The sequence below is a fragment of the Flavobacterium arabinosi genome, assembly GCF_048158725.1.
GTDB classification, from domain to species: domain Bacteria; phylum Bacteroidota; class Bacteroidia; order Flavobacteriales; family Flavobacteriaceae; genus Flavobacterium; species Flavobacterium arabinosi.
Genome location: NZ_JBLNKX010000003.1, coordinates 324,377 through 347,656, shown reverse-complemented (window position 1 = coordinate 347,656; position 23,280 = coordinate 324,377). Strand labels below are relative to the sequence as shown.

The 23,280-nt window shown below is 36.9% G+C and carries 13 protein-coding genes; all 13 read right to left on the bottom strand.

The annotated features are described in order from the left end of the window. Positions 1-101 precede the first annotated feature (101 nt). Positions 102-1,541 carry a family 43 glycosylhydrolase gene (locus ACM55K_RS08250; RefSeq protein WP_416849763.1) on the bottom strand — a complete coding sequence of 480 codons (1,440 nt, stop codon included), beginning with the start codon at positions 1,539-1,541 and terminating at the stop codon, positions 102-104. An 80-nt stretch (positions 1,542-1,621) separates the two neighbouring features. Continuing rightward, a complete protein-coding gene (locus tag ACM55K_RS08245; protein ID WP_416849762.1) occupies positions 1,622-2,950 on the bottom strand; it encodes a rhamnogalacturonidase in 1,329 nt (442 codons plus the stop codon). Positions 2,951-2,995: 45 nt separating this feature from the next. Next, positions 2,996-4,336, bottom strand: coding sequence for a TolB-like translocation protein (locus ACM55K_RS08240; protein WP_416849761.1), 1,341 nt, complete (start codon positions 4,334-4,336; stop codon positions 2,996-2,998). Then, positions 4,333-5,694, bottom strand: coding sequence for a glycoside hydrolase family 88/105 protein (locus ACM55K_RS08235; RefSeq protein WP_416849760.1), 1,362 nt, complete (start codon positions 5,692-5,694; stop codon positions 4,333-4,335). The genes ACM55K_RS08240 and ACM55K_RS08235 overlap by 4 nt, the downstream gene beginning before the upstream one ends. Before the next feature lie 29 nt (positions 5,695-5,723). After that, positions 5,724-7,016 (bottom strand): DUF4861 domain-containing protein, encoded by a 1,293-nt coding sequence (locus ACM55K_RS08230; protein ID WP_416849759.1) that lies wholly within the window; start codon positions 7,014-7,016, stop codon positions 5,724-5,726. Positions 7,017-7,045: 29 nt separating this feature from the next. Continuing rightward, positions 7,046-8,158: a PKD domain-containing protein gene (locus tag ACM55K_RS08225; RefSeq protein ID WP_416849758.1), complete on the bottom strand. Its 1,113-nt coding sequence runs from the start codon at positions 8,156-8,158 to the stop codon at positions 7,046-7,048. A gap of 14 nt (positions 8,159-8,172) precedes the next feature. After that, positions 8,173-9,567, bottom strand: a complete 1,395-nt coding sequence (locus ACM55K_RS08220) for a glycoside hydrolase family 28 protein (RefSeq protein WP_416849757.1) — start codon at positions 9,565-9,567, stop codon at positions 8,173-8,175. Between the two features lie 326 nt (positions 9,568-9,893). Beyond that, the gene (locus ACM55K_RS08215; protein WP_416849756.1) at positions 9,894-12,326 is read right to left on the bottom strand and encodes a DUF4982 domain-containing protein; all 2,433 of its coding nucleotides are present in this window, start codon (positions 12,324-12,326) and stop codon (positions 9,894-9,896) included. 240 nt (positions 12,327-12,566) lie between these two features. Further along, on the bottom strand, positions 12,567-12,893 hold the full coding sequence (gene rhaM / locus ACM55K_RS08210) for an L-rhamnose mutarotase (protein ID WP_416849754.1): 327 nt from the start codon (positions 12,891-12,893) through the stop codon (positions 12,567-12,569). Beyond that, the gene (locus tag ACM55K_RS08205) at positions 12,883-13,905 is read right to left on the bottom strand and encodes a family 43 glycosylhydrolase (protein WP_416849753.1); all 1,023 of its coding nucleotides are present in this window, start codon (positions 13,903-13,905) and stop codon (positions 12,883-12,885) included. Before ACM55K_RS08205 ends, rhaM begins: the two co-directional genes overlap by 11 nt. 18 nt (positions 13,906-13,923) lie before the next feature. Further along, complete coding sequence (locus ACM55K_RS08200) at positions 13,924-15,186, bottom strand: sulfatase-like hydrolase/transferase (protein WP_416849752.1); 1,263 nt, start codon at positions 15,184-15,186, stop codon at positions 13,924-13,926. 278 nt (positions 15,187-15,464) lie between these two features. After that, a complete protein-coding gene (locus ACM55K_RS08195; RefSeq protein WP_416849751.1) occupies positions 15,465-20,237 on the bottom strand; it encodes a rhamnogalacturonan lyase family protein in 4,773 nt (1,590 codons plus the stop codon). 649 nt (positions 20,238-20,886) lie between these two features. Continuing rightward, the gene (locus tag ACM55K_RS08190) at positions 20,887-23,028 is read right to left on the bottom strand and encodes a hypothetical protein (RefSeq protein WP_416849750.1); all 2,142 of its coding nucleotides are present in this window, start codon (positions 23,026-23,028) and stop codon (positions 20,887-20,889) included. Between the last annotated feature and the right edge of the window lie 252 nt (positions 23,029-23,280).

The following is a 23,280-nucleotide window of genomic DNA, read 5'->3' as shown; positions in this document are numbered from 1 at the left end:
GAGGCGATAAAGCCTCATTTTTTATGTTTGGTACTCTGATTATTTTCGTCTCAACTATTCTATGGTTATCGGATAAATTGATTTATTGTTTTTGGAAAAGTCTAGTTTTGAATTATGATCTTATCCAGAGAAACGAAGTCTCCAGTACTGCCATAATTTGATTTTCTTTTATCGGACCAATTAGATCTTTCCCCGGTTACATAAACGGTTAATGTATAGGTATCTTTTTTCAAAAGCTGAGACCGGAATAATTGTGTTGATAGGGGAGACTTACTGTACATGTCAATCAACGAGGTTACTATTACTTTTCCTTTTTTGTCAGATAGTACAATTCGTGCATAGCCGTTTTCTGTACCAACATAACTATATAAAGCGATTTGCTGACCACTAAATTTGATTGAAAACGAAGCGCATTTTTCGTTAGATTTGCTCTCAGATATGGCATCTCCATTATTGAGATGTTTCCAATTGCCACTGTATAGAATTTGTTTATCCGTGTTTTCTATAATTTTATCACCAGTTTTTATTGGCGATGCAAGTCCGGTTGAAACATTTATTTGCCATGCTTCCTGATATGTTCGCATAGAAAGTGAAGTTCCTGAAATTAAAAGAGGTTGCCATACATAGGTTGCCGCAGAGGCTTGTTTTGGAAAAGACCATCGGTCGCCCATAAACATATAGGTTGTGTCCTTTGTTCCTTCAATTGGTAAGACAAAGGTTGATTGTGAATTCCAAGTTAATGAGCCCTCTGGAGCAATAAGCCCTCTGGAGATCCATGGCCCTCTGATAGAATTAGAGGTGTAATAATAATTATCGTTACGTTCCCAACTGGTAAGGTTTGAGCCAATAAGATAATAAAGACCGTCTTTTTTTAACATGGTAGGGGATTCAAATCCTGATGTCATATTTGCATTTACTTGTTCAACAACAGATTTATAGTCTTCACCAAGTTTATAAATTTCACCCCCGTGAATAAGTATGTATCCGGAACCATCTTTATCTTGGAAAACTCCCATATCCCATTTTTTTATAGGTTTGTCATTAAAAAGCAATGGACCTTTAAAGTTATAAGGGCCTTTAACTGTTTTTGAAGTAGCATAGCCCACAAACTGATCCTTATAGGTAAGCGAATCGGCATGCATAAACATAATATATTCTTTCGTTTTAGGGTTTTTCATTACTTTAACCCTTTCACCAACCCGGTTAGGACCTAATTTACCCGAATTTTGCACAGGAAGTGCTACTCGTTCAAATTTCCAATTATAAAGATCCTTTGAGGAATAACAGTTAAAACCGGCAAAAGCATTGTTGGTATCACTATGGGCTTCGCCAAAAAGATAGAATTTACCGTTGTCCATAATAATATTGGCTCCATGGGCACTTACAACATTTCCATTTTGATCAAACCAAGGGGTTCCAGAATAGATTGCATCCGTTTTTCCGGTTAGTTGTGCAAATAAAAAGGAAGAGTGGATTAAAAAGATAATACACACTATTTTTTCACTAAAATATCTAAAAATGGAATAATTATTTTTGAACATGTTTAATAATTTAAAAAAAATCTAAATCTCCTTTCGGTTTTTATCGCATCCTGTAGCATCAGCATAAATAGCATGGATAATTATTCTATTCGTTTTTTGTTAATGTAAACATTTTTAAAAGTTACTCCCTTTATTATGCTTTTATCGATAGCCGCATTAGTAGCTTCAATATTCAAATTTTCAAATGTAAAATTGGTTAAACGAACGTTAGGATCTTTTTCTACTCCATAAAAAGTATCACATTTAAGATCAATATTCTTTAACGTAATATTATCCCCGTATGATAAGGGTACGTCTGGTCGCCCTTTTAAGTCAAAAAATTGTTTCCATGCAAAAACAGCAAGACACGTTTTAGCTTCTCCTTTTATATTTTCAACCCTAATAAACTCATATCTTTGAGGCGTATCAGGTCTCATTTTAAGCCATAATAATCTTGAAGCTCCGTCAATTTGACAATTACGCATGATCACATTTCTATTATGTATCGATTCGCTTCCGTTTGTTAATGCCGAATGACAAAATCCAAAATGGCAATCTTCAATAATAATATTAGAATTTGGACCATTATTTTTATCCTGATCTGCATAAGGTCCTTTGCCTCCTTTTAATGCTATAGCGTCATCATTTACAGACATATAACAGCCTTTTATAAGAACATTAGAACAAATATCAATATCGATAGCATCTGTACTTGGGGCTTTAGCTTCTAGGTGCGGAGAAAAAATATAAACATCTAATATTTTTACATTATTACATTTATAAAAATGATTGGTCCAAAAACCTGAATTAATCAATTTTACATCTTGAAGTTGCACATTATTAGAATTCCAAACAAATACTAATCTTGGTCTTGAAACTTCTAGATTGGTGCATTTTGGATTTTCTTTGCGTCTTGCCCAAAAAGCTTCCCAATACTTTGAACCATTTCCGTTTAGAGTTCCTTTGCCTGAAATTGAAAAACCATCAACTCCATAGGCATTTACTAAAGCAGGAAAATAATCTAAATTTTGACCTTCCATTCGTGAAGGCATGATTGGATAATCCGAAATATTATCCGAACCTTTCAAAGTAGCTTTATCAGAAATATATAAACTTGTTTTAGGTTTAAAAAACAAAGCTCCACTCAGAAAAACGCCTTTCGGAATCACAATGACACCTCCACCATTTGCGGATGCCTTGTCAATAATCTTCTGTATGGCGAGAGTTTGAATTTTTGTACTGTCATTACTTACACCATAATCAGTAATACTATATTTTTTGCCTAAATTTTTTAATTCAATTTTAGTATAATCTTTAAACCAATTTGGGATTAAAGTCCCATCAGGAAAGGTATCTTTATTGTTTTTTTGCGAAAATGTTATTTGCGAAAATCCGATAAGGCAAATTAACAATCTAAAAATATTTTTCATTATGTTCTTATTTATTATATTCTATTACTATTATATTTAATTCTATTATTTACGTTTCAACCAGTCTTTCGGCACATTTACAATGCATATATTCATGGTGCGATTGTCTTCTGAAAGCATCGCCGATTGTATTTCTATTTTTGTCCCGTCACTATTAAAAGTAGGATGCAAATGATCTGCGGCTGTTTCTTTATGCCCCGTTGTAAGCATCATCATTTCATTAGTTTTTCGGTCAATTAGATATAAACTTCGCGAAAAATCATCGCCCACGGCCCATCGCCCATCAGCTGAACCATGTACGTGCCATAAACCGCTACCGCTTTTAGTTTGTCCGGCAATAATCATCTCTCTGGTTCTAAGATTTACAATGGCAAGACCTGTTGGTTTTTCTCTAGTTCCCGTGGCTCCCCAATTACTCTCTTGCCCCGGATTGACAGGATTTTTGATTTCACCGTTCGCAGCAACTTCCACAAGGGGATCTTTCTCAATATCAATTTTTCGATGTCCCATAATCGCCATGGCTACTTCGTCTTTGGAAATTACGGCTTCGTGTGTAACCCATTCAAAATTGGATTCAGGATACAAAGGGCGTAAACCCGTACCGTCTGCCATAACAGTCCACGTACGTTGGGGTGACTTCCCTCCTGTTTCCCAGCAAAAAATAATCTCACCAGGATTCCATACATTTGATTGGATATGCCCAATTTGAAAAGGAACCGAAATGACATGCTTTAACTCGCCTGTTTTCAAATTCATGCTGCCAATCCCTCCAGGCCCTGCGCCCATATTGCGGGGACCAAAACTTTTTTCGATAGTGACTCCAGAATCTAAATGTTTGGCAGCTTCTTCTTTTCCAATTCTAAAATAAACCCTTTCTTCATCTGCATCTAATGCCATATCACCAGAGGCTCCCATTTCTGGATTCGTAGTGCCACAAACTTTTTCGTAAGCAGAAACAGGTTTCATTTTCCCCGATTTACTGTCTTCAAATACAGTGCCCAAATTTACTTCTATGATTTGCATTTTGTCTTCTTGTCCTTTACGCATAAAGTACAATTTCATCGACTTTTGCGCTATGCACAGCGTTCCGTTATAACCACCTTCAGTAACTTGAACCATTACACCAGATTTTTCATTAACCGCAATGGCTTCCCCTTTAGCTCGGTTTGATCGAAATATCAACCATTTCCCATCTGAGGTCCACTGTGGATGCGTGGGATAGGTTTTAGAATCCCCAGCCGATTTCGTAGTCAAGAATATTAATTTTTGTCCTGTTACAGGATCTTTAACTATTTTCTTTTCGGATGGAAAGCGAGTACCAATTTGACCAAAAACAGTAGCGGTAACGAATAGTATAATGGTATTTAAAAGGATTTTAATTTTCATTTGTGTTGGTTGTTTTTACCTTCTATTTTTAATTGGATAGAGCTATCGTTGATTTCGAATTGGCTGTCTTTCAACAACAAAATCACTTCAGATCCAGCCAATAAAACTGGCCCATAACCATGAGCTGCAAATACATTTATTGGTCGATAGTAATAAAATGCAGGGTCAAATCCCATTCCTGTCCCTACACAAGTTCCTTCTACTTGTCCTTTGGCATTGACTTTTGAAGCTACTGCATTCCAAGCCAATAGAACTGCTGGTGCATAAGTCATTTTATCAATATAACCACGATTAATGGCTCTGGCAATTGAATACGTATAAATGGCTGTTGCCGAAGTTTCTAAATAAGTGTCATTTCTATCCAATAATTGGTGCCAAAAACCAGTTCCGTCTTGGTATTTTGCCAATCCTTTGATATGTGCTTGCAATTGCGCCAAAACTCCCGCATATCCTGGGTGGTCTTTTGGCAAAACTTCCAATAATTCAATCATGGTCATCACTGCCCAACCATTGGCTCTACCCCAGTGAAATTGGGGATGATCTTCCATAGATTGCACCCAACCGTGCATGTAAATTCCTTTTTCTTTATTAAACATTCTCCCCGAAAACTGGTTGACTTGTTTTACGGCATCATCAAAATATTTAACATCGCCTGTATATTTACCCATTTGGGCAAGTGCCGGTACGCTCATGAACATGTCGTCTAACCAAAGCGTATTGTCTTGAGGTCTGTTTCTGGCCAAAGTTCCATCTTGCAATCTAAATTGTTTATTGCTAATGAAGTCAATATAATTATTAATCAGCGGATCTACATTTGCTTTTAGTCCATCTTGCTTTGCTTTTATAAAGGCTGCACAAAGTGCTCCTGCAAAATCTAATGCTTCAGGATGCAGGGTTTTGATCATGTCTTTGTCTTTGATATTTTTCTCTTTATAGTTTTCGGCGATATCGGCAATTAATTTGATTCGCTTGTTGGAATAATCGGCAAAATATTTTTCGCCCGTAGCTTTAGAAGCTAAAAGCATTCCCGCATAAGTAACTCCCCATTCGTAACTGGTAAGTCTAAAAGCACCTGGCTCAAACATGATGTCTTCATTGCCTTTTTTATAATTCGTGATTTCCGCTTTTGTGGTTGCATTTATAATTTTGGAAGCTGAATTTGCATCCAGAAATTTATAAACTCTATCCAATACCTTTTTGATACTATCTTTTTGAGGAGTTCCATAAGGAGTTGGGTAATCCGGTTGAAGTAAATGCAGTGGTGCGGTTGCATCGTTTTTTTGTGCATGTACTGTAGCTGTTGATACTAGCACGCTCGTAAACAAAAGAGTTGCGATTTTAGAAAAAGAATGTTTCATACTATCGGTTTTAGAAATAGAAATAAGGTTTATTTATTGATTTTAACAGTGATTTCGGTAGAAAGTTGTTTGGCTAAGTTGATAACATAATTATTGAAATAGTCCGAATCCTTGAAATTTTTATCGGCACTCAATTCCCAAGCAGCAACTGCATAATAACTGATTGGCTCATTGTTTTCTATTTTAAATTTCGCCAAATAAGAATCCGTTAATTGTCCTTTTTTTGGTGCTTCCATATAGCCATTGTACCCTTTTTTAGGAACTATTATTGCTGTTCCCATAATCCATTCGCGATTATAGCCTAGATTATCGTGTTGGATAAGACAAACCCAATCTCCAACTTCTATAACTTTTAATCCTTTTTGATTGTTAATGTTTGATAAAGCAATAAGTAACATTTCGTTTCCTTTAAGTCCATCCAAACTAATTGTGTTTTTATAGCCGTACATTCCGGGCCAAATAGACGTAATTTCTTTTACCTGATACTTATTTCCCGATGCATTCCAATTGTGGTAATCATAACTTAAAACAGAATTTTCTGGTCCTTCGCTCACAATTTTGAAAGTTGTCTTTTCGATATTATTCAAAGTATCGGTTCCAAGAATTCCAAGTCTGTTAATTTCATTTCCTACAAGTAACGCGTACCCTCCAAGGCCAGCTGAACTACCCACGGGGAAAACATCTCTTCCCCAATCATACATCACATGATAATTATCTTCTACGGCTCCTTTACTGTTAATACCAACATTTTCCGGAGTAATCGCGGGTAATTTTTTTCCAAAAACATCTTTGGAATTTCTACCGTCAAAATAATGTCTAAAACCTACTTTGTCATTTTCCCAAGAAGGACCATCGGTTTGGTATTTTTGAAAACCTAGTTTTTTATAGACTTGATTCGCATTTACAGTTTCTTCGGTTGCGGGTTGTAAAGGTTCATTTTCGGTTTCTCTTTTTCCAAATCTTGCGCTAGTTCTAATCGTAAATTTAGGTGCTTGTTTTACCCAGACAAGTTGTGTGTTTTTCTTTTCACTGGCCGAAAAATTGGTCACTACAAATAGTTCATCCCATTTTCCATCGCCATCTAAATCATTAACTTGAGAAGGGATCGTGTCATTTTCATAGACTAATATTGGATAATTATTTAAACCGTTAGTAACTGGCAAAAGATTTCTTGCGATAGAAATTGGTTTATCCGTTAATTCTAAATTAGAATTATTGGTTAATACTATGCCTGTTTCAGTAGTATTTTTATACGTTTTACAGCCTACAAATAGTAGCGCCATAAAGGCTGCGGGCAAACATAAATTGAATTTATTTCTCATTAGATTACTATATTTTATGCTATTATTTTTTATTTTACTGCAACATCCCAAACTTTGGAAAGTCTGGATTTACCTTTTGGGCCTTCAATATTTAAAACCACGATATATTTTCCTGCTTCTTTATATTGATGTATTGGGTTTTGCTCTGAAGAAGTTGTTCCATCCCCAAAATCCCATTTCCACGATTTGATTTCCCCCTCGGATTTATCAATAAAAGCAACCATTCTTCGATTCATATCAACCACATTAAAAGACCATTTTGCAGCTATTCCTTTTTTGAATTGTTCCTCAAGAGGCATTAATTTAAAAGGCAAACTATAATTGGCATTTCCGTACATGGTATGTTCTTTTGATAAGTTCCAAAACCCGTTATTGGCCTCTTTATTCACATCATCATAATCAATTATTGCCCAACAAAGTCCTATGTTTTTATTTTCTTCCAATATGGATTCAATAGCTCTTTCAGGATCATTTCCTGCATAATCAAAAGGAGTTATCCAAAACTCTAATGTCAATTTTCCTGATTCTCCGGGTTTAAAATTATAATGTGTCGCAGCATTGGAATATGGCAATTCTTTTATCCAGGGCTGACTTCCCCAAGCTAAAGCCCAATCTTTTCCTTCCGAAGGAGTAAAAATATGATAGTTTTGTGCATGAACGCCATGATAGGAGAAATAGGCATCCATCGTATTTGTCAATGATTTATTTGGATGAAAACGATCAATAAATGGACCTCCGGATTGATCGCCGTCTACAGTGATTTCAAAGATATCGTTGTGTAAACCCGTCAAAGAAAAATCCCAATAATTATCGTAGGCTTCGTATAAAAAATACAACCGATTCAATCCTTTTACCCAAGCCACTTTCACACTCACATCCAGATTTTTCGGATCTGCTTTAGTCTGTTTTCCACTGTCATCCCATAACTCTCCCATTCCAACAGCATAACTTTCAGGAACTATTTTCCAATCTTCTGCATTTCCGTCAACCGTAGGGATTTTATTGGCTGGAAACTGAAAAATTTTAAAACTTTGGTTTTCTTGTGACCAAGTCTGAACTCCAAAAAATAAGAGTATCAGCAATGACAAAAATGATTTTTTGCATCGTTTTAACCAATATTTATTTTTAAATTTTAAAGTCATATTTTATAAATTAATTACAGTTTGGGAATATCTATGGCCTTATATTTTGCAGGATTAGCTGATTCTCCTTTAAAATTAATCAGTTCGATTCCTGTCACATTATTGGCCTGAATTGCATTTGTAAAATAATCCGGAATCGAATTTCCCCAAGCTATGCTGCAGTTTTCTAATACTACACGATCGCTATATCGAATAAAAATCCCCGGAGTATCATGGGTTTCAATACCATCATACGCTTTTGTAGGGCGGTTGTCAAAGACATTACCGGGATACTTTGTCCATCTGTTTAATGTAACGTCAACATTATAAAGGCGGATATCGGTGATTCTACTTTCCTTTGTGCCATTGATACGAATACTATTTTCGGCTATTCCTTTTACATTTTCAATTAAAACATTGTGAATTTTTCCAATTTTAGTCTCCGGATTACGCTGTATCGCAGTTAATGAAATCGCCTCTCCTCGCCCCCACCACGGATTAGAATGATAGCGGGAAGTAAAATTTATATCTTTAAAAACGATGTTATATACATCTCCTTCATCACGCAATTGGATTGTCAATCCACGGCAACTGGTTTTTATTTCACATCGTTCAAAAACAACATTGTAAATATCTTGTGCTGTTTCTGTTCCTATTTTTAATCCTGAATCCTGAGTTTCCAATTTACAATCGTGAACCCAAATATTCGCAGATGGACCGTAATCAATTTCTTGTTGTGTTGCTTTTACTACTATCGCATCATCGCCACAACTTATTTCGCAGTTGCGTATTTCAACATTTCGGCAATGATCGGGATCAATTCCATCGCAATTAGGTACGTCAAGATTATTCTTGATTTTCACGCCATCGATTAATACATTTTCGCAACCCAAAAGGTGCAGGCTCCAGGAAGGTGCTTTTTCAATAGTGATATCCGTTATTTCTAAATCTATGCATTTAGTAAGAATAAATAGTTTTGGTCTCCAGTCTTTTGGCATCCAAATTTCCTTAACAGTATCGTAATGCGTCATAAACTCTAATGCCCGTCCATTAATACTTCCTGTTCCTGATATTTTTAGATTTTTAACATCATTAGCTATTATGGAACCTTCAACCGAATAATCTTCTTTTTTAGTGCTTACCAAAAGTTGGGCGTTTCCTTCTAAATAAAATTCGATGTCACTTTTTAAAACCAGCGTACTAATAAGATATTGGTGGTTTCTAGGAAGTAAAACTTTTGTGCCATTCCCTAATTTTGCAGCTACGTCAATTGCTTTTTGGATTGCCTTTGTATCTAACGCTTTTCCATTACCAATAGCGCCGTACTTTGTAACATCAATAACGGTTACTACTTTCTGAGCTTTTACAGATATAGCTCCGAAATTAATTAAAAGTAATACTAAAAATATATTTTTAAAGCTGTTATTCATTGGTACTTTCGTTTAAATTGTAATGTTCCGACAACTTTCAAATATATTCAATAAAAATAGTTATACTGTCCTGTAGTATAGGGTTCAGGATAAATTAAACTTTTAAAATATGTTTAAAAAAAAATCTTCGGAAATCTGCTATATCTGTGTGAAAAATTGCACGCAGATATAGCAGACTTTCGAAGATTAAAATTAATTAATTCGCAATACAACGATTGTTATAAAGATGAATTAAAGATTTTAAAAAGTGTATTTTGTTGGACACTCTTTATAATCGGGGTTGACTGTTTCCTAACTTGTTTTTAAACTGCGACTGCGACCCGAAATTAATTTGATTTCAAAGGTATTTTTCCAGTTTTAAGTCCTTTACCCGTAACTTCTAATTCTATTTCACCCGCTTTTGAAGTGGACTGAACCAAAACAACTAATTTACCGCTAAATAGTTTCATCGTAGGCAAATGAAACTGTTCTAAAGAGGTAGCGTCTCCATTACACGCCGCGCGATACGTTCCTTTTCCGGTTACATTAAAATGGAGTTGTTGGGTAGCATTTGGACAAGGATTACCCTTTTTATCTACTACAGAAACCGTAACAAAAGCCAAGTCTTCACCATTCGCTTCCAGGTTCGTTCTGTCAGCTTCGAGTTTTATTTGGTATGGCTTTTCTGCAGTATGAATTTCTTCTTCGGCAACCCGATTTCCTTGTTTGTCAAAAGCAACTACTTTTACCGTTCCGGGTTCGTATTTGACATCCATCCACATCAATCGGTAACGATTTTGTGGAGTGGCATTATTTTTTCTTTGAATTCCCATACTTTTTCCATTCACAAAAAGTTCGGCACTTTCATAATTCGTGTAGACAAATACGGGTGTCGTTTGTCCTTCTCTTCCTTCCCAATTCCAATGTGGCAAAATATGTAACGTTTTATCATTGGTATTCCAACGGCTTCGGTACAAATAGAATCTGTCCTTTGGTAAACCAGCTAAATCACTAATCCCGAAATAAGAACTTCGGGAAGGCCACTTTTCATCATAAGGCGTAGGTTCGCCTAAATAATCAAAACCGGTCCATACAAATTCTCCAATTACCCAAGACTTGTCATCTTGCAGAACAAAATCATCATCAGGTAAATTAGACCAGCTACAGTATTCTAAATCATAAGAAGAACTTTGAAAATCAGCATATTGTTTGGATTGCGCTTTCACGACAGGGAATTTATAGACGCCGCGTGAACTTACTGTTGATGCCGTTTCAGATCCTAAAATAAAGCCTTGCGGAAATTTCTCAAAAGCTTCTTGATACAAATGAACGCGATAATTAAGCCCCGGAATGTCTAACAAGGCTCCAAATCCTGATGCCAATGTCGCTTTTACCTGATCCATTCCTACAGTTACTGGTCGGGTTGGGTCCTCACGATGAAATATATCCTGCAACCACTTCGCTCGTTTCACCCCTTCAGCACCCCATTGATCCGGAACTTCATTCCCGGAACTCCACATCACGATACATGGATGGTTGCGGGTTGCTTGAACTAAATTTACAATGTCTTTTTCAGCATCTGTTTCAAAAAAACGATTGTAGCCATTTTTTACTTTTGGCTTAGCCCATTCATCAAAACTTTCGGCTAGAAACATAAATCCCATTTCGTCACACAATTCCAGTTGTTCCAATGACGGCATATTGTGTGAACTGCGAATGGCATTGCATCCCATATCTTTTAAAATAGTCAATTGCCTGCGCAAAGCAGCTTTGTTGATTGCAGTTCCTATAGGCCCTAAATCGTGGTGCAAACAAACCCCTTTGAATTTGCGTACTTCACCATTCAAACTAAAACCTTTGTTTGCTTCGTATTTAATGCTTCGAATACCAAATCGCGTGGTGGTTTCATCTTTCAGGACATCGCCAACATATATTTGAGAAGTGGCTGTATAGAGATAAGGGTTTTCCGGACTCCATAAATGCGGGTTTTTAACGGCAATATTTTGTTCGAATTCATTTCCGAAAAGAGTCGAATTCTCGTTAGTCGCTACTTCAATTCCTTTGGCATCTTTTATTTCGGTGATGATGCGAAGGTTTTCTCCGGAAACTTTTGTTTTAATCGTCACTTTAGCCAAATCAGAAGAAATAAATGGCGTGGTAATAAAAGTTCCCCATTGATCAATACTCTCTTTATTTTTAACTATAATTTTTACTTTTCTATACAAACCAGCTCCAGGATACCAACGCGATGACAATCCAAGATTTGATAAATGAACAGCCAGACTGTTTTTTCCGTTGGCAGCAACATAATCTGTAATATCAAAATAGAAGTAATTGTAACCGTAATTCCACTCTCCCACTTTTTTGCCGTTTACAAAGACTTTTGGTTCGCTCATGGCACCTTCAAAAACGATAAGCACTTTCTTGTTTTTATCAAAATTGGGTACTGAAAACTGATTTCGATACCAAGCTTCTCCAATGTAAGGTAAAGCTCCGGTTCGACCTGTTTTTTCAGTCGCTACTTTTTCTCCATTTTGGACAATAGCAGTAGTTTGAATATCTACCTGCTTGTCGAAAGGACCGTAAATAGCCCAGTCATGTGGAACGGTTACAGTCTGCCATTTCGAATCATTAAAATCATTTTCGAAAGCCTTTTCGTTAGTGCCTTTTGAGAATTTCCATCCCTTGGTTAGTTCAGTAACGACCCTTTCTTGTGCACGGATACCGGAAGATATCAGTAAAATAGTTAATATTAAAAGTGTAAATTTCATAGTATTCATTGTTGTTATTTGTCTAATAATCGTACGGATTATTTCCTTTGATTTTTATTAAATATTAAAATTTCAAATATAAGAGAAAAGTTTATTTCTTCTAATTTAAGACAAGCTCCTTTTAACCGTTTATAAGGGAAAATTTTCACTCTACCCTGAAAAAATGGACAGTAAAATCTAATCGACACTTTTTGTAGCTTTAGATTTTACTGTCCTTTTTTGAAATAAAAACACTTGGGAAAACTTTAGTTAATCCATGTGAAAAACTTCTTTTAACGAACTAGCAACTGGCGAATTATCTGGATTTGTTTCCATAATATCCCCCATATACGCCCACCATTTTTTGACAATTGGATGGTTGGGTAAAAAATCCACATCAAAATCTTCGCTTATTTTTTGAACAGCAAAAAGTATCAGCGTTTCTTCATCCAGAAAAATGCTATAATCCTGAATGCCGGTTTCAGAAAGTAAGCTTTCTAATTCTGGCCAAATTTCGTCGTGTCTTTTTTTATACTCCAATTCAAAACCTGGTTTTAATTTCATTTTAAAAGCATTGCGAATCATTTTATTTTCCATTTTTTGTTGGTTTTAGGTTAATAGTTACAGGTTTGTCACGGTTGCATATAATTTCACCGTTGTTATATTCTAATTCGGCTACTTGAATGGAACTTCGTCTGGTTTCAAAAGTATCTTTTCCTTTATTTTCGGGAGTGCGTCCAGGATGTGTAAAGTAGAAAATATACGCTTTGTCACCCTTTACAATAACATCTGCATGGCCGCCAATTACTTTATCATCTTCGCCTGTTCCTGGGATTTGTAAAATATTTTTCTCTTGTCGGGTCCAATTTACAAAATCATTAGAAGAAAAAACCCCCAAGCCTTTCCAAGCATCGATTATCATCCAGTTTTTGTTTTTCCATTGAAATACTTTTGGGCCTTCGCCACGATCTTTTACTACTTTTTTACCGCTGTCAGCCCAATGGTATAAATCATTGCTGTCCGCATAATATATCGATTTACCATCGTTTTCATTATTGTAGTACATGCGCCAAGTTCCATTTGGTAAACGAAATACAGCAGCATCAATACAACGTTCAGATGCGAGATTTAACTTGGATTCGAATTTCCAATCTATTCCATTTTTACTGGTTAAGTGAACGATATAACGGGGATGATACCAATCTTCGAAAATACCAGGAACAATAGTTAAGTACATATGGTATTTTCCTTTATGCTCAATTACCTCTGGAGCCCAATAGGTTACATCTTTCATACTGTAATTGATTGTGCAATTTGCTTTGTAAGTCCAATGGGTACCATCGGATGATTCCGCAATGCCAATGGGAGTCCCATGAACCCAGCTTACACCGTTCCCTCCTATATTAGCTCTGCGATTGGTATAAAATAGAAACCATTTTTTCTCTTTTTTATTCCAAATTATAGTAGGGTCTGCAGCACCATCATAAATTGTGTCCCGAAATAATGGTTTGTCAGCAATAGTATTTTCCTCTTTTTGTTCCCTATTTTGAGCAAAAACAGGGAGGCAACACAGCATTAATAATAGGATAAATGATTTTTTAAGCTTCATATTATTGGAGTCATTTTTTTATTTTAAATCTGCATTGACTTTTTTGTCGTCTTTTAAAAACTGCTGTTCCAGTGCTGTTTTCATTTGAGCAGCAATTGTAGCATTATCCAAAATTACATTTTGTTTTTCTTCTGGGTCTTTTTCAACATTGTAAAGTTCAAATAATGCAGGAGAATCATCGGCATGACGGCTCCGAATTATTTTCCAAGGTTTGCGTATCAGGCTTTCTTGAATGTGTCCCCTGATGTATATGTCATGCGTTGTTGTTTTAGAATTGAAAATCGTTTGCCATATGTTTTCTCCTTCAACTCCTTTTGGTATTTCAGCACCTGCAAGGGTCAGAAAGGTAGGCATAAGATCTGTGATGGCGATATAGTTGCTATTCTTTTTAGGAGTCAGATGGTTTTTCCAATACACAATAGCTGGAACTCGAATGGCACCTTCATAATTGGATGTTTTCCAATCTCGCAAAGGAAAATTGCTTCCTAGTACAGGATTTGATTCATGTACTCCTCCATATTCATTTTTAGAATCCCAATTTTCCATGGCGCCATTATCGCTTAGAAAAACGATAAGGGTATTGTCTTCTAAATTCATTTTTTTTAAGGCTTCCATCACCAATCCAATACTATAATCCATATGGGTCATGGCAGCGGCATAATCTCTTCGGGAGCTATTTTTGATGGTTTTTAAATACCGTTTTTTCCATTTATCTTCTTCCTGCAATGGGAAATGAGGTGCACTGTACGCCAGCTGAATGTAGAAATTTTTAGAGGAATCTCTTTTATTCGTCAGCCAATCTATCGTTTCTTTGGTGACTAAATCGGTGGTATGTCCTTCTTCTGTAATAAATGTGCCGTTTCTATACCAACTTGCATCTCCGTTCTTGTATTTGTGGGTGTATTGATCAATTTGTCCATGAAGAAAACCATAGGAATAATCAAAACCAAAAACATTAGGGCCGCTTGACGTATTGAGCCCTAAATGCCATTTGCCGAATAAGGCCGTTTCATAATTCTTTTTTTTCAAAGCTTGTGGAAGAGTCGTTATTGAATCGGGTAAGCTTAGTTTGCTTTTGTCGCTAATGGGTGCCACAATTCCGATTCTACTGGACGGCTTTCCGGTTAAAAGAGACGCTCTTGATGGAGAACAGGTTGGGCTCGTATAAAATCGGTTGAGTTGAATTCCTTTTTTTGCCAAGGAATTAATGTTTGGCGTTTGTATTTCAGAGCCATTATAGTTCACATCATTCCAGCCTGCATCATCGGCAATGATTACCAAAATGTTGGGCTTTTTTTCTAAAGTTTTCTTGTTTATTATTTGAGAGTAAACTCCCAATGGGATGACCAAGCATATTAAAAACAAACATTTTGAAGTTCTTAAAAAGAAGGTTTTAAGGGGGTGTATGGAAGTCCATTTCATGAAAAGAAGATGAGTATTTTATTTCAAATTTATTTATTTATTGTTTCAATACTGTCCTGTGCTATAGGGTAACTGATTTAGGCATAAAAAAAGAGGCTGTCTAAAAAGACAGCCTCCTCATTAAGATAATAATCGTATTACTTTTCAAGCACGATTTTTAGGGTATTTACCCCATCTACACTAAGTACTTTTAAAAGATATATACCATGAGCATGATTGGATATATTAAATGCGACTGTTTGCTTACCATCAATTAGTTTGATTTCTTTTTGCGTTACAATTTGTCCGGTCATGTTCATAATTATAACATCCGCTTTTGACGATTTGTAGCCACTAAGTTGCACTGTAAATTGTCCTGCTGATGGATTTGGATAAACCAATACCTCAGGTACAATTGAAACGCTTGTTCCGTCAATCTTCAATGAAGTGGTAGTTGTCTTAGCTGTTGTTGCGCAAGATCCCAGTTTGCAACCATGATTAAGATGAGCCTGAACAGCAGAAGAAGTAACACAAATCGCGACTCCGTTATGACAGATCATAACTTTATCATTTTTATTACCACAGCTAATATCTATCACATTAATCACCATTGATGCTTCACTAGTACAACCTATTGCATCGGTTACAGTTACGGTGTAAGTACCGGCACTATGTACATTGATGGATGAGGATGTTTGTCCGGTATTCCAACTGTATGTATAAGGAGAAGTACCGCCTGTTTGTATAGCACCTATAGTAAATGATGTAGGACCATAACCCAAATAAAGTGTATTCTTTTGAACAATAGTTTGGCTTAAAGCATATACATCAGGGATTCTTGCAGTTAAAGGAGTGCCTACCGTAACGGGGGTACTACCGGTTGTTTGATTCCCATTAACATCAGTAACTGTCCAAGTGATAGTGGATAGACCAACATTGAAATTTCCGCTTGCATCACTACCAGAACCATTTCTTTCGGTTACTCCTGTTATTTTATAGGCAACTGAAGCTATACCGCAATTGTCATTAGCTATTAGAACAGGAATGCTGTAAGTTGCATTGTAACATAGAACTTGAGCAGCCGGAGTCGTTAAAACAGGACCCTGGTTATCTGTAACAGTTACTATTTGGATTGCTGTGACCACATTTTCCTGCGCATCTTTCACTGTCCAGGTAACGGTAGTAGTACCAATAGGATAAGACGCAGGTGCATCATTCGTTAGTATTAATGCAGCAGCATTTGTACAATTATCTGAAATACTTGGCTGTGTCAATATTACTCCTGTTGCAGTGCATCCCTCATTAGTGGCAACTGTTAAGTTATCTACTGAAATAACGGGAGAGATTGAATCAATTACAGTAACATCAAAACTGTAGTTAACAGAACCCGAAGAGTTGTTCGCTGTAACCGTCACATTTGTAATTCCCTTATTGAATACGCTACCAGAACCTGTCCCGTCTCCAGAACCTGTAGTGGCTCCTGTGAAAACATAAGTGTAATTTGGTATAGGAAAACCTAGAGTTTCAGTAGCATAATCGACTTTTGTATCACATCCATCAGCACGTGTACTCTTAGTTGTGTTCATAACCTCTGGTGTCGAGATGTATTTTACTTCAATATTAGGCACTGGCGCTGCAACCATGTCATAACCCAGAAAAAAACTTGGGTGTGGTGGCTGATTATAGCCTGAATTTTGCCATGCTATAGCGGTACGATATTGAGGGTCATGCATCAAGGTATAAATTCGATTTTCTGTAGGAATAGTAGTAGTGAAAAGAATTAGCGCTGTATTATCTGAGCGGCGAAGAATAATTTCCTCTCTCCAGTCGCCCATAAGGTCAGCAGTAAGAGCAGGATTCTTTTTAGTGTCGTTATTTGACGAAACTGGTGCAGCCTGATATATAGTGAACAAACGGTTCAGTGATTTTGTCGCCGGATTCCATTTATCCATGATTGTACCATCCAATAATTCGCGACCTAAATCGCCATCCCACCATACAGCACCGTTAACGGACTGACTACCGTTAGTTGGCTTGATTGTACCAATTTCACCGTCCTGAACATTATAAAGGTTCCCAGAAGAGCTCCACATCTCATATCCTCTGTGGTTAGGATCAATATCTGCGGCCAAAGCACGACCAACATCCCCTGTGGTTGGTGCACCAAAAATCATTTCACCGGTTTTGGCATCATTAAGTCGTATACCATACGGACTGTATTGACCCGGAGACTCAAGACACTGCCAAATCTCCTGCCCCGGACGATCCGGATCCATGTCCGACATATGCAGCGCATCACCATGGCCCTGACCGTAAGTCCAAAGGCGTTTACCATTATCGTTAATAGCACTTGATCCGTTAATAATTTCATCTTTTCCATCTCCATCAACGTCACCAATAGTCATCTGGTGATTCCCTTGGCTTGATATTGCATTATTGGCCAGATCACTCGGGTCTTTACTATCGAAAATCCAGCGTAGCGTAAGTTGTCCGTTGCGCCAGTCATATGCTGCACGTACCAGTTTGTCATAATATCCGCGGCCTACAATCAGGCTTGGACGGGCACCATCAAGGTAAGCCACAGCTGATACAAAACGATCCTGACGGTTACCATAATTATCTCCCCAATCCGAAGTATTACCTCTGGCGGGCTGATAAGGGATCGTTGCCATAGCAGCACCGGTTAATCCGTTGAAAACAGTCAGGAACTCAGGTCCCTGTTGCACCCATCCTGAAGTATTGCGGTAATCAACATTGGCATTACCAATAACTACTCCGGCTCCATCCTTACTGCCGTCGGCAGTTTTTAGTATAATTTCAGCCTTCCCGTCTCCATCAAAATCATATACCATAAATTGATTAAAATGCGGACCTGCATTCATATTGATACCTAAGTCAATACGCCATAATTTGGTTCCGTTCAACTTATAACAGTCGAAGATTTGGTTACCGCTATACCCTCCTGCATTGTCATTTTTTGCAGTAGGCTCCCATTTTAAGAAAATTTCATACTCTCCATCACCATCTACATCACCCACACTGGCGTCATTCGCCGTGTAAGTATAGACTTTACCATCGGGAGTTGTTCCTCCGGCAGGAATTTGTAACGGAATCGTTAATTGATTATTTGCCCATACTGAAATAGGAGCTGAAGCTGGTCCTTCTACATTGTTGTTCACCACTTTCACTGTATAGGTACCGTTAACGGCAATATTGTCCAGAAAGTTTGTTGAAGTCGTGATAGGTGCTGTATTAAGCTTCACATTATCTCGGTAAATATTAAAAGCAATACCGGAAGGGTCATTACCCAGCAAGCGCCAGCTAATAAATACCTGACTGCTCGATTTACGCACCGCAACTACTCCACGATTTAGGAATTCCATTTGCTTCGGAGTGGTTACCACCGCATCAGGTAACACCAAGGTGTTTAATCTCACATTGTCACCATAAGAAATACCACCACTGTTAATGGCATAGGCTCTAATGTAATACAAGGTTGTCGGATTAAGACCCGGAATAGTCACAGTATATGATCCTGAACCGGCTGAGCCAGAAACAATCTTGGTGTTTGCCGTTGTTGGATTTCCACTAGTGTTGTAAACAATTCCTCTTTCCGTAATGGCTGATCCACCATCAGAGGTAATGTTTCCTCCTGTTTCTGCCGACGTGGTAGTGATATTGGTCACAGCCAAGGTGCTAAGTACAGCCGGTGGTGGTGGTGGTGTATAGATTCGGACAATAGGAGTGCTGATGCTACTTGAATTATTTTTTGTGTACACTACAAGAGGATATTCACTTCCTGAGGCAATGGTTAGGTTACCTACAGGCTCGTCAATGCCACGTGCTACTAAAGGATCTTTCATTTCAGTCCAAGCAGTTGCGCCTGCAGCTTGCTTAAACACGCGTGCTGAGAAGGTAGCGGTGCTGTTAACATTATCAATAAAGGAACAATACAAGTTGCCTGAAACATCTCTGATTAAGCTGATGCTTGGTGCATCCCGAGAAGAAAGGTTTGTTGCAGCACTCCAAGTTCCGGCTGTTTTGTTGTAAACAATGACATTGGCCTTGTTAGAGCTGCCCGTATTGAAATAGGCAATCGCCAGATTCCCCGAAGAATTGAGTGCCATACTGGTATGACGAATACCTGCGGTTACGGTGGGAGTAATATAATTCCATGTACCGCTATTGCATTGGTAAAGCGCCATAGTCCCGGTAGTAGAATTAGTTGCAGCCAAGTTGCAATAGACAAGCCAAGGCACATCCGCCTCGTCGATTACCAAGCTTACTGCTACAGCTTTTGCGGAAGCATTCACAGGAGCGGAACCTACCGTTGTCCAAGAGGTACCATCAAACTTCTTCACATATGGGGTCAGGTTCGCACCATCACCAAAGGCAATGTAGGGCTTGTTGTCTGAATCGAATGCCAATGAACTGCGGGGTGTTGAACTGTATTGAGACACGGTATTGGTAACCGAACCAGTCGAAACATATAAGTTGTTACTGTCGCCGTTCAGCGGTTCCCAAATCTGTGTGTCAGTATTATAAATTTTTACTGCTAATTTGTTTCCATTGGAAGCATCAACATAGGTAACAAAAAGATTGCTCGCCTTATCAAGATATATTCTTGTATACGAGAGATTGGAACCAATATCATTACCCAGCTGTTCCCATGCCCCTGTAGCAGCATTTCTTTTTTTTACTTTTGCAATAGTGCCTTCTCTGAACGCTACATAAGGGATATTATCCAAAACCGTGATGGAAGAGTACGTAGCCGCAACGGATGCTATCTGGGTTTCATTGCCCAAAATATTCCATTGCTGTGCAAACGAGGTCTGTGCAGTCAAAAGGCACAAAACAGTAAAAAAAGTAAGTCTAAAGAGCATCTTCCTGAAAAGAAACGGTATAAACCCAAAAAGTAGTTGTTTTTTCATATAACAATCAATGGTTAAGAATTAAAAAAATAATGTAATTTGTTTTTTTGCGACTTTGATAGCCACAGTTACCTGTAGATTTTTAAGTATTTATTGCGGTGATAAATAAGTAAAAGGGACAACATAGCATTCAATAAACATATTTCATAGTGATGAGATTAGGGTTGGTTGTCTCAAATATATTGGGATGTCTATTCAATAGTGTCCTGCCCTATCCTGTTAGTTTTCAGAAGATTAAGCTTTAAGTGCAAAATTTACATTTATTTAAAATATAATTGACTGGAATTCAGTATTTTAAATTTTTAACTTAATTTTATATGTTTTTGCTAATTTATTTATTGTTATAATGACAATTATATTAATTTATAACATCTTATTTACGAAATTATTCAAAGTAAGAATTATAAGTGTTTTTTAGGCGGTTTCTTATTTTAAAATACCAGAAAAACTAATTTTCAGGAGTATTTATAAATAAACATCCCTAGTCATTTTCGATCAAATGAATCGAAAATAGCTAGGGATGTTTGTGGATTGCTGAAAGCAGAAAATTATAATATCATTTGTTGTTTTTATGTCATTTTGAAAATAAATCCTGATGCTTTCCTATTTCTAGTTTAAACTTTTTTACAAATTGATGTGGCTCAAAATTTTAGGGCATTTTTTTTAGTCTTTCCCATTTTACCTTCCAAGAGCCATCTTTAGGAAATCCAGGGTTTGTGCCTGTGCTTCCGTCCCATCCTGCACACATCATTGCAACAGCGGTTAATAAACCTCCGTTCCCAGGTAAATAAAGAGGCAAACGCTCTTCCTGGTAATTATGACCATTTTTTAAATAGGTATTCGTCTGTACTTTCATAAATAATGCATCAAGCGCTTTATCAGGCATTCCTAAACGTGCTGCTGCCATCGCTGTCATAGGAAAATCCCAACCCCAAGTTTTTTCCCAAGACCAAGTTTTCCAGACTAAATCAAACGTATTTTTCATAATCTCTTTATTCAATAAAGAAGTGGCTGGTAACATTCCGTAAGTTCCTAAAACAGAAGGATGATCTGTTTTAAACTCTGGATTGGTGTACGAATCTTTAGCACTTTCTGTTGCTAAATAGACATTATCTTGTACTGGTAATTCGGATAATTTTTCAAGAACAGCTCCCCATTTTGAAGGTGCTTTTTCGTGCAATTGTTCTTTCCATTTTATGGCTGTACCCAGCGCCCAATTCCAATACGCTAATTCATAAGTGGGATTAAATGTTTCCATTGCTTTGAAGCGTTCTTGTGCCGGAATCACACCCGGTCCTAGCTCGTATCGGTCTTTTTCTTTATTATAATTTGCAAAAGAGGCCATGAAATCTGCAGTAGCAAAGACTTCTTTTTTATATTTTTCTAAGGTTTCTTTTGTAGGATTCGCTCTGTACATTAAATCTGCGAATGTTATAAAATGTGGCTGTTGCCAAATTAAAAAAGCACCAATTGAAGACGGACCTTCATTTCCATCAGGGTCTGTCATTTTTTGCCATCTGACACCTTCAAAACCTTGTCTTTTAGCGATATTAGCTGCTTTATCAAATACTTTTTGATACCATGGTAAACTTTTCTCTAATAATTCCAATCTGCCCCATAAAGCAAAATGTACCCCATGCCACCAATGCATTTCTAAATGAGGTCTACCATACCAGCTGTTGAAGGTCAGGCCTGTTTCCTGAGGAGGAATAGCTCCGGTACATTGCAATTTGGTAAGGTACTGCGAAAGAATAATTCTGCGTTCCAATTCATTAGCCCGAATATCAGTACTTCCTGAAAAATCTATGGCACCACCACTTTGCCAAAAATTCTTCCATCCTGTGGCACTACTTTTTTCTACAGCAGAAAAGGATGGAATCGCTTCAATTTTTTGATTTTTAAACGTACAGCTAAATGAAAAAGAATCCATTTTAGAAGGAGTTAAAATATAATAATTTTCTTCTTTTACGCTTATTTTTGCTTGTCCTTCCCACGATAATCCTATATGATAGGTTATAGAATCCATTTTACGGGTAATTACAGCTTTTTGCTTATTTTTAGAAGAAATACTGCTTGGGTAATTAATTTTATCGTTCCATTTCGTACCAAAATCGGCCCATTCACCAGTTGGCTGAGGCAATCTAAGACGAATTTTTAATTGTCCTTTCTTAATTAAATCCGATTGTATGCGAGCACCAACAACATCTTCCTTTTGATGACAGGCCGTCCAAACCGTTACTGGAATTCCTTCTATTGAAAAATGACTTTCAATTTCACCACTCCATAAATTTAAGGTTTGTTTTATATCCTTGAGGTCTTCCGGTTTCACCTTCTCCCCATTTTTTTTATACAACTCCAATCCTAAATTTCCCAGTTGTAATCGATGTGGATTAGCACGAAAATAATTAACAGCATCCACTTGTCTTCCCGGTGTTTTTAATTGTACAGCATAAGAAACTTTTCTATTATACTGATCAAACTCCTTTAGCGTTTCACTAAATTTATAATTTCCGGTATTCGGGTAGCTATCCCAACCCCATTCTGATTGCGTTCCCAAAGGAATACCATGTTGATACACTTCAGGAAAAGTTTGCAATCCTGTAACATCAACAGTATACGCAAAAGTCCCGTTTCCTACACTTAATGAAGCCAGCGTATCTATCGCTTTAATTTCAATATTATGTCTGGAAACCAAAAGTTTTCGATCAATTTTTTCTTGTCCATTCAATTGAAAACAAAGTAGTAAAACAATTAAAAATGGCATTTTAAAAACGGTGTAAATAGCATTCATATATTTATGTTCTGTAAATAAATTAAAAATTCAAAAAGTTTTTTTCAGGCCAATAATCGGTAAGGAAAAAAGAAGGAAATTTTTAGCACTAAAAGTTTAAAGATAAAAGAATTGAACAAAAGCGGCATCCTGTGCTTCCCTGTTTATAATATATTTATAAAAACAAAATATAATTATCATTTTAGCTTTAGACGATACCTTAGATGAAAACATTTCTTTAGCAGTTGCTGTCAAAATTTGTACCAGTTTATA

Bases quoted from the DNA above. Each gene is read 5' to 3' on its own strand.
- ACM55K_RS08195 (WP_416849751.1), bottom strand. From the start codon at position 20,237: ATGAAAAAACAACTACTTTTTGGGTTTATACCGTTTCTTTTCAGGAAG.
- rhaM (WP_416849754.1), bottom strand. From the start codon at position 12,893: ATGGAAAATAAAATGATTCGCAATGCTTTTAAAATGAAATTAAAACCA.
- ACM55K_RS08190 (WP_416849750.1), bottom strand. From the start codon at position 23,028: ATGAATGCTATTTACACCGTTTTTAAAATGCCATTTTTAATTGTTTTA.
- ACM55K_RS08215 (WP_416849756.1), bottom strand. From the start codon at position 12,326: ATGAATACTATGAAATTTACACTTTTAATATTAACTATTTTACTGATA.
- ACM55K_RS08245 (WP_416849762.1), bottom strand. From the start codon at position 2,950: ATGAAAAATATTTTTAGATTGTTAATTTGCCTTATCGGATTTTCGCAA.
- ACM55K_RS08250 (WP_416849763.1), bottom strand. From the start codon at position 1,541: ATGTTCAAAAATAATTATTCCATTTTTAGATATTTTAGTGAAAAAATA.
- ACM55K_RS08225 (WP_416849758.1), bottom strand. From the start codon at position 8,158: ATGACTTTAAAATTTAAAAATAAATATTGGTTAAAACGATGCAAAAAA.
- ACM55K_RS08230 (WP_416849759.1), bottom strand. From the start codon at position 7,016: ATGAGAAATAAATTCAATTTATGTTTGCCCGCAGCCTTTATGGCGCTA.
- ACM55K_RS08205 (WP_416849753.1), bottom strand. From the start codon at position 13,905: ATGAAGCTTAAAAAATCATTTATCCTATTATTAATGCTGTGTTGCCTC.
- ACM55K_RS08240 (WP_416849761.1), bottom strand. From the start codon at position 4,336: ATGAAAATTAAAATCCTTTTAAATACCATTATACTATTCGTTACCGCT.
- ACM55K_RS08220 (WP_416849757.1), bottom strand. From the start codon at position 9,567: ATGAATAACAGCTTTAAAAATATATTTTTAGTATTACTTTTAATTAAT.
- ACM55K_RS08235 (WP_416849760.1), bottom strand. From the start codon at position 5,694: ATGAAACATTCTTTTTCTAAAATCGCAACTCTTTTGTTTACGAGCGTG.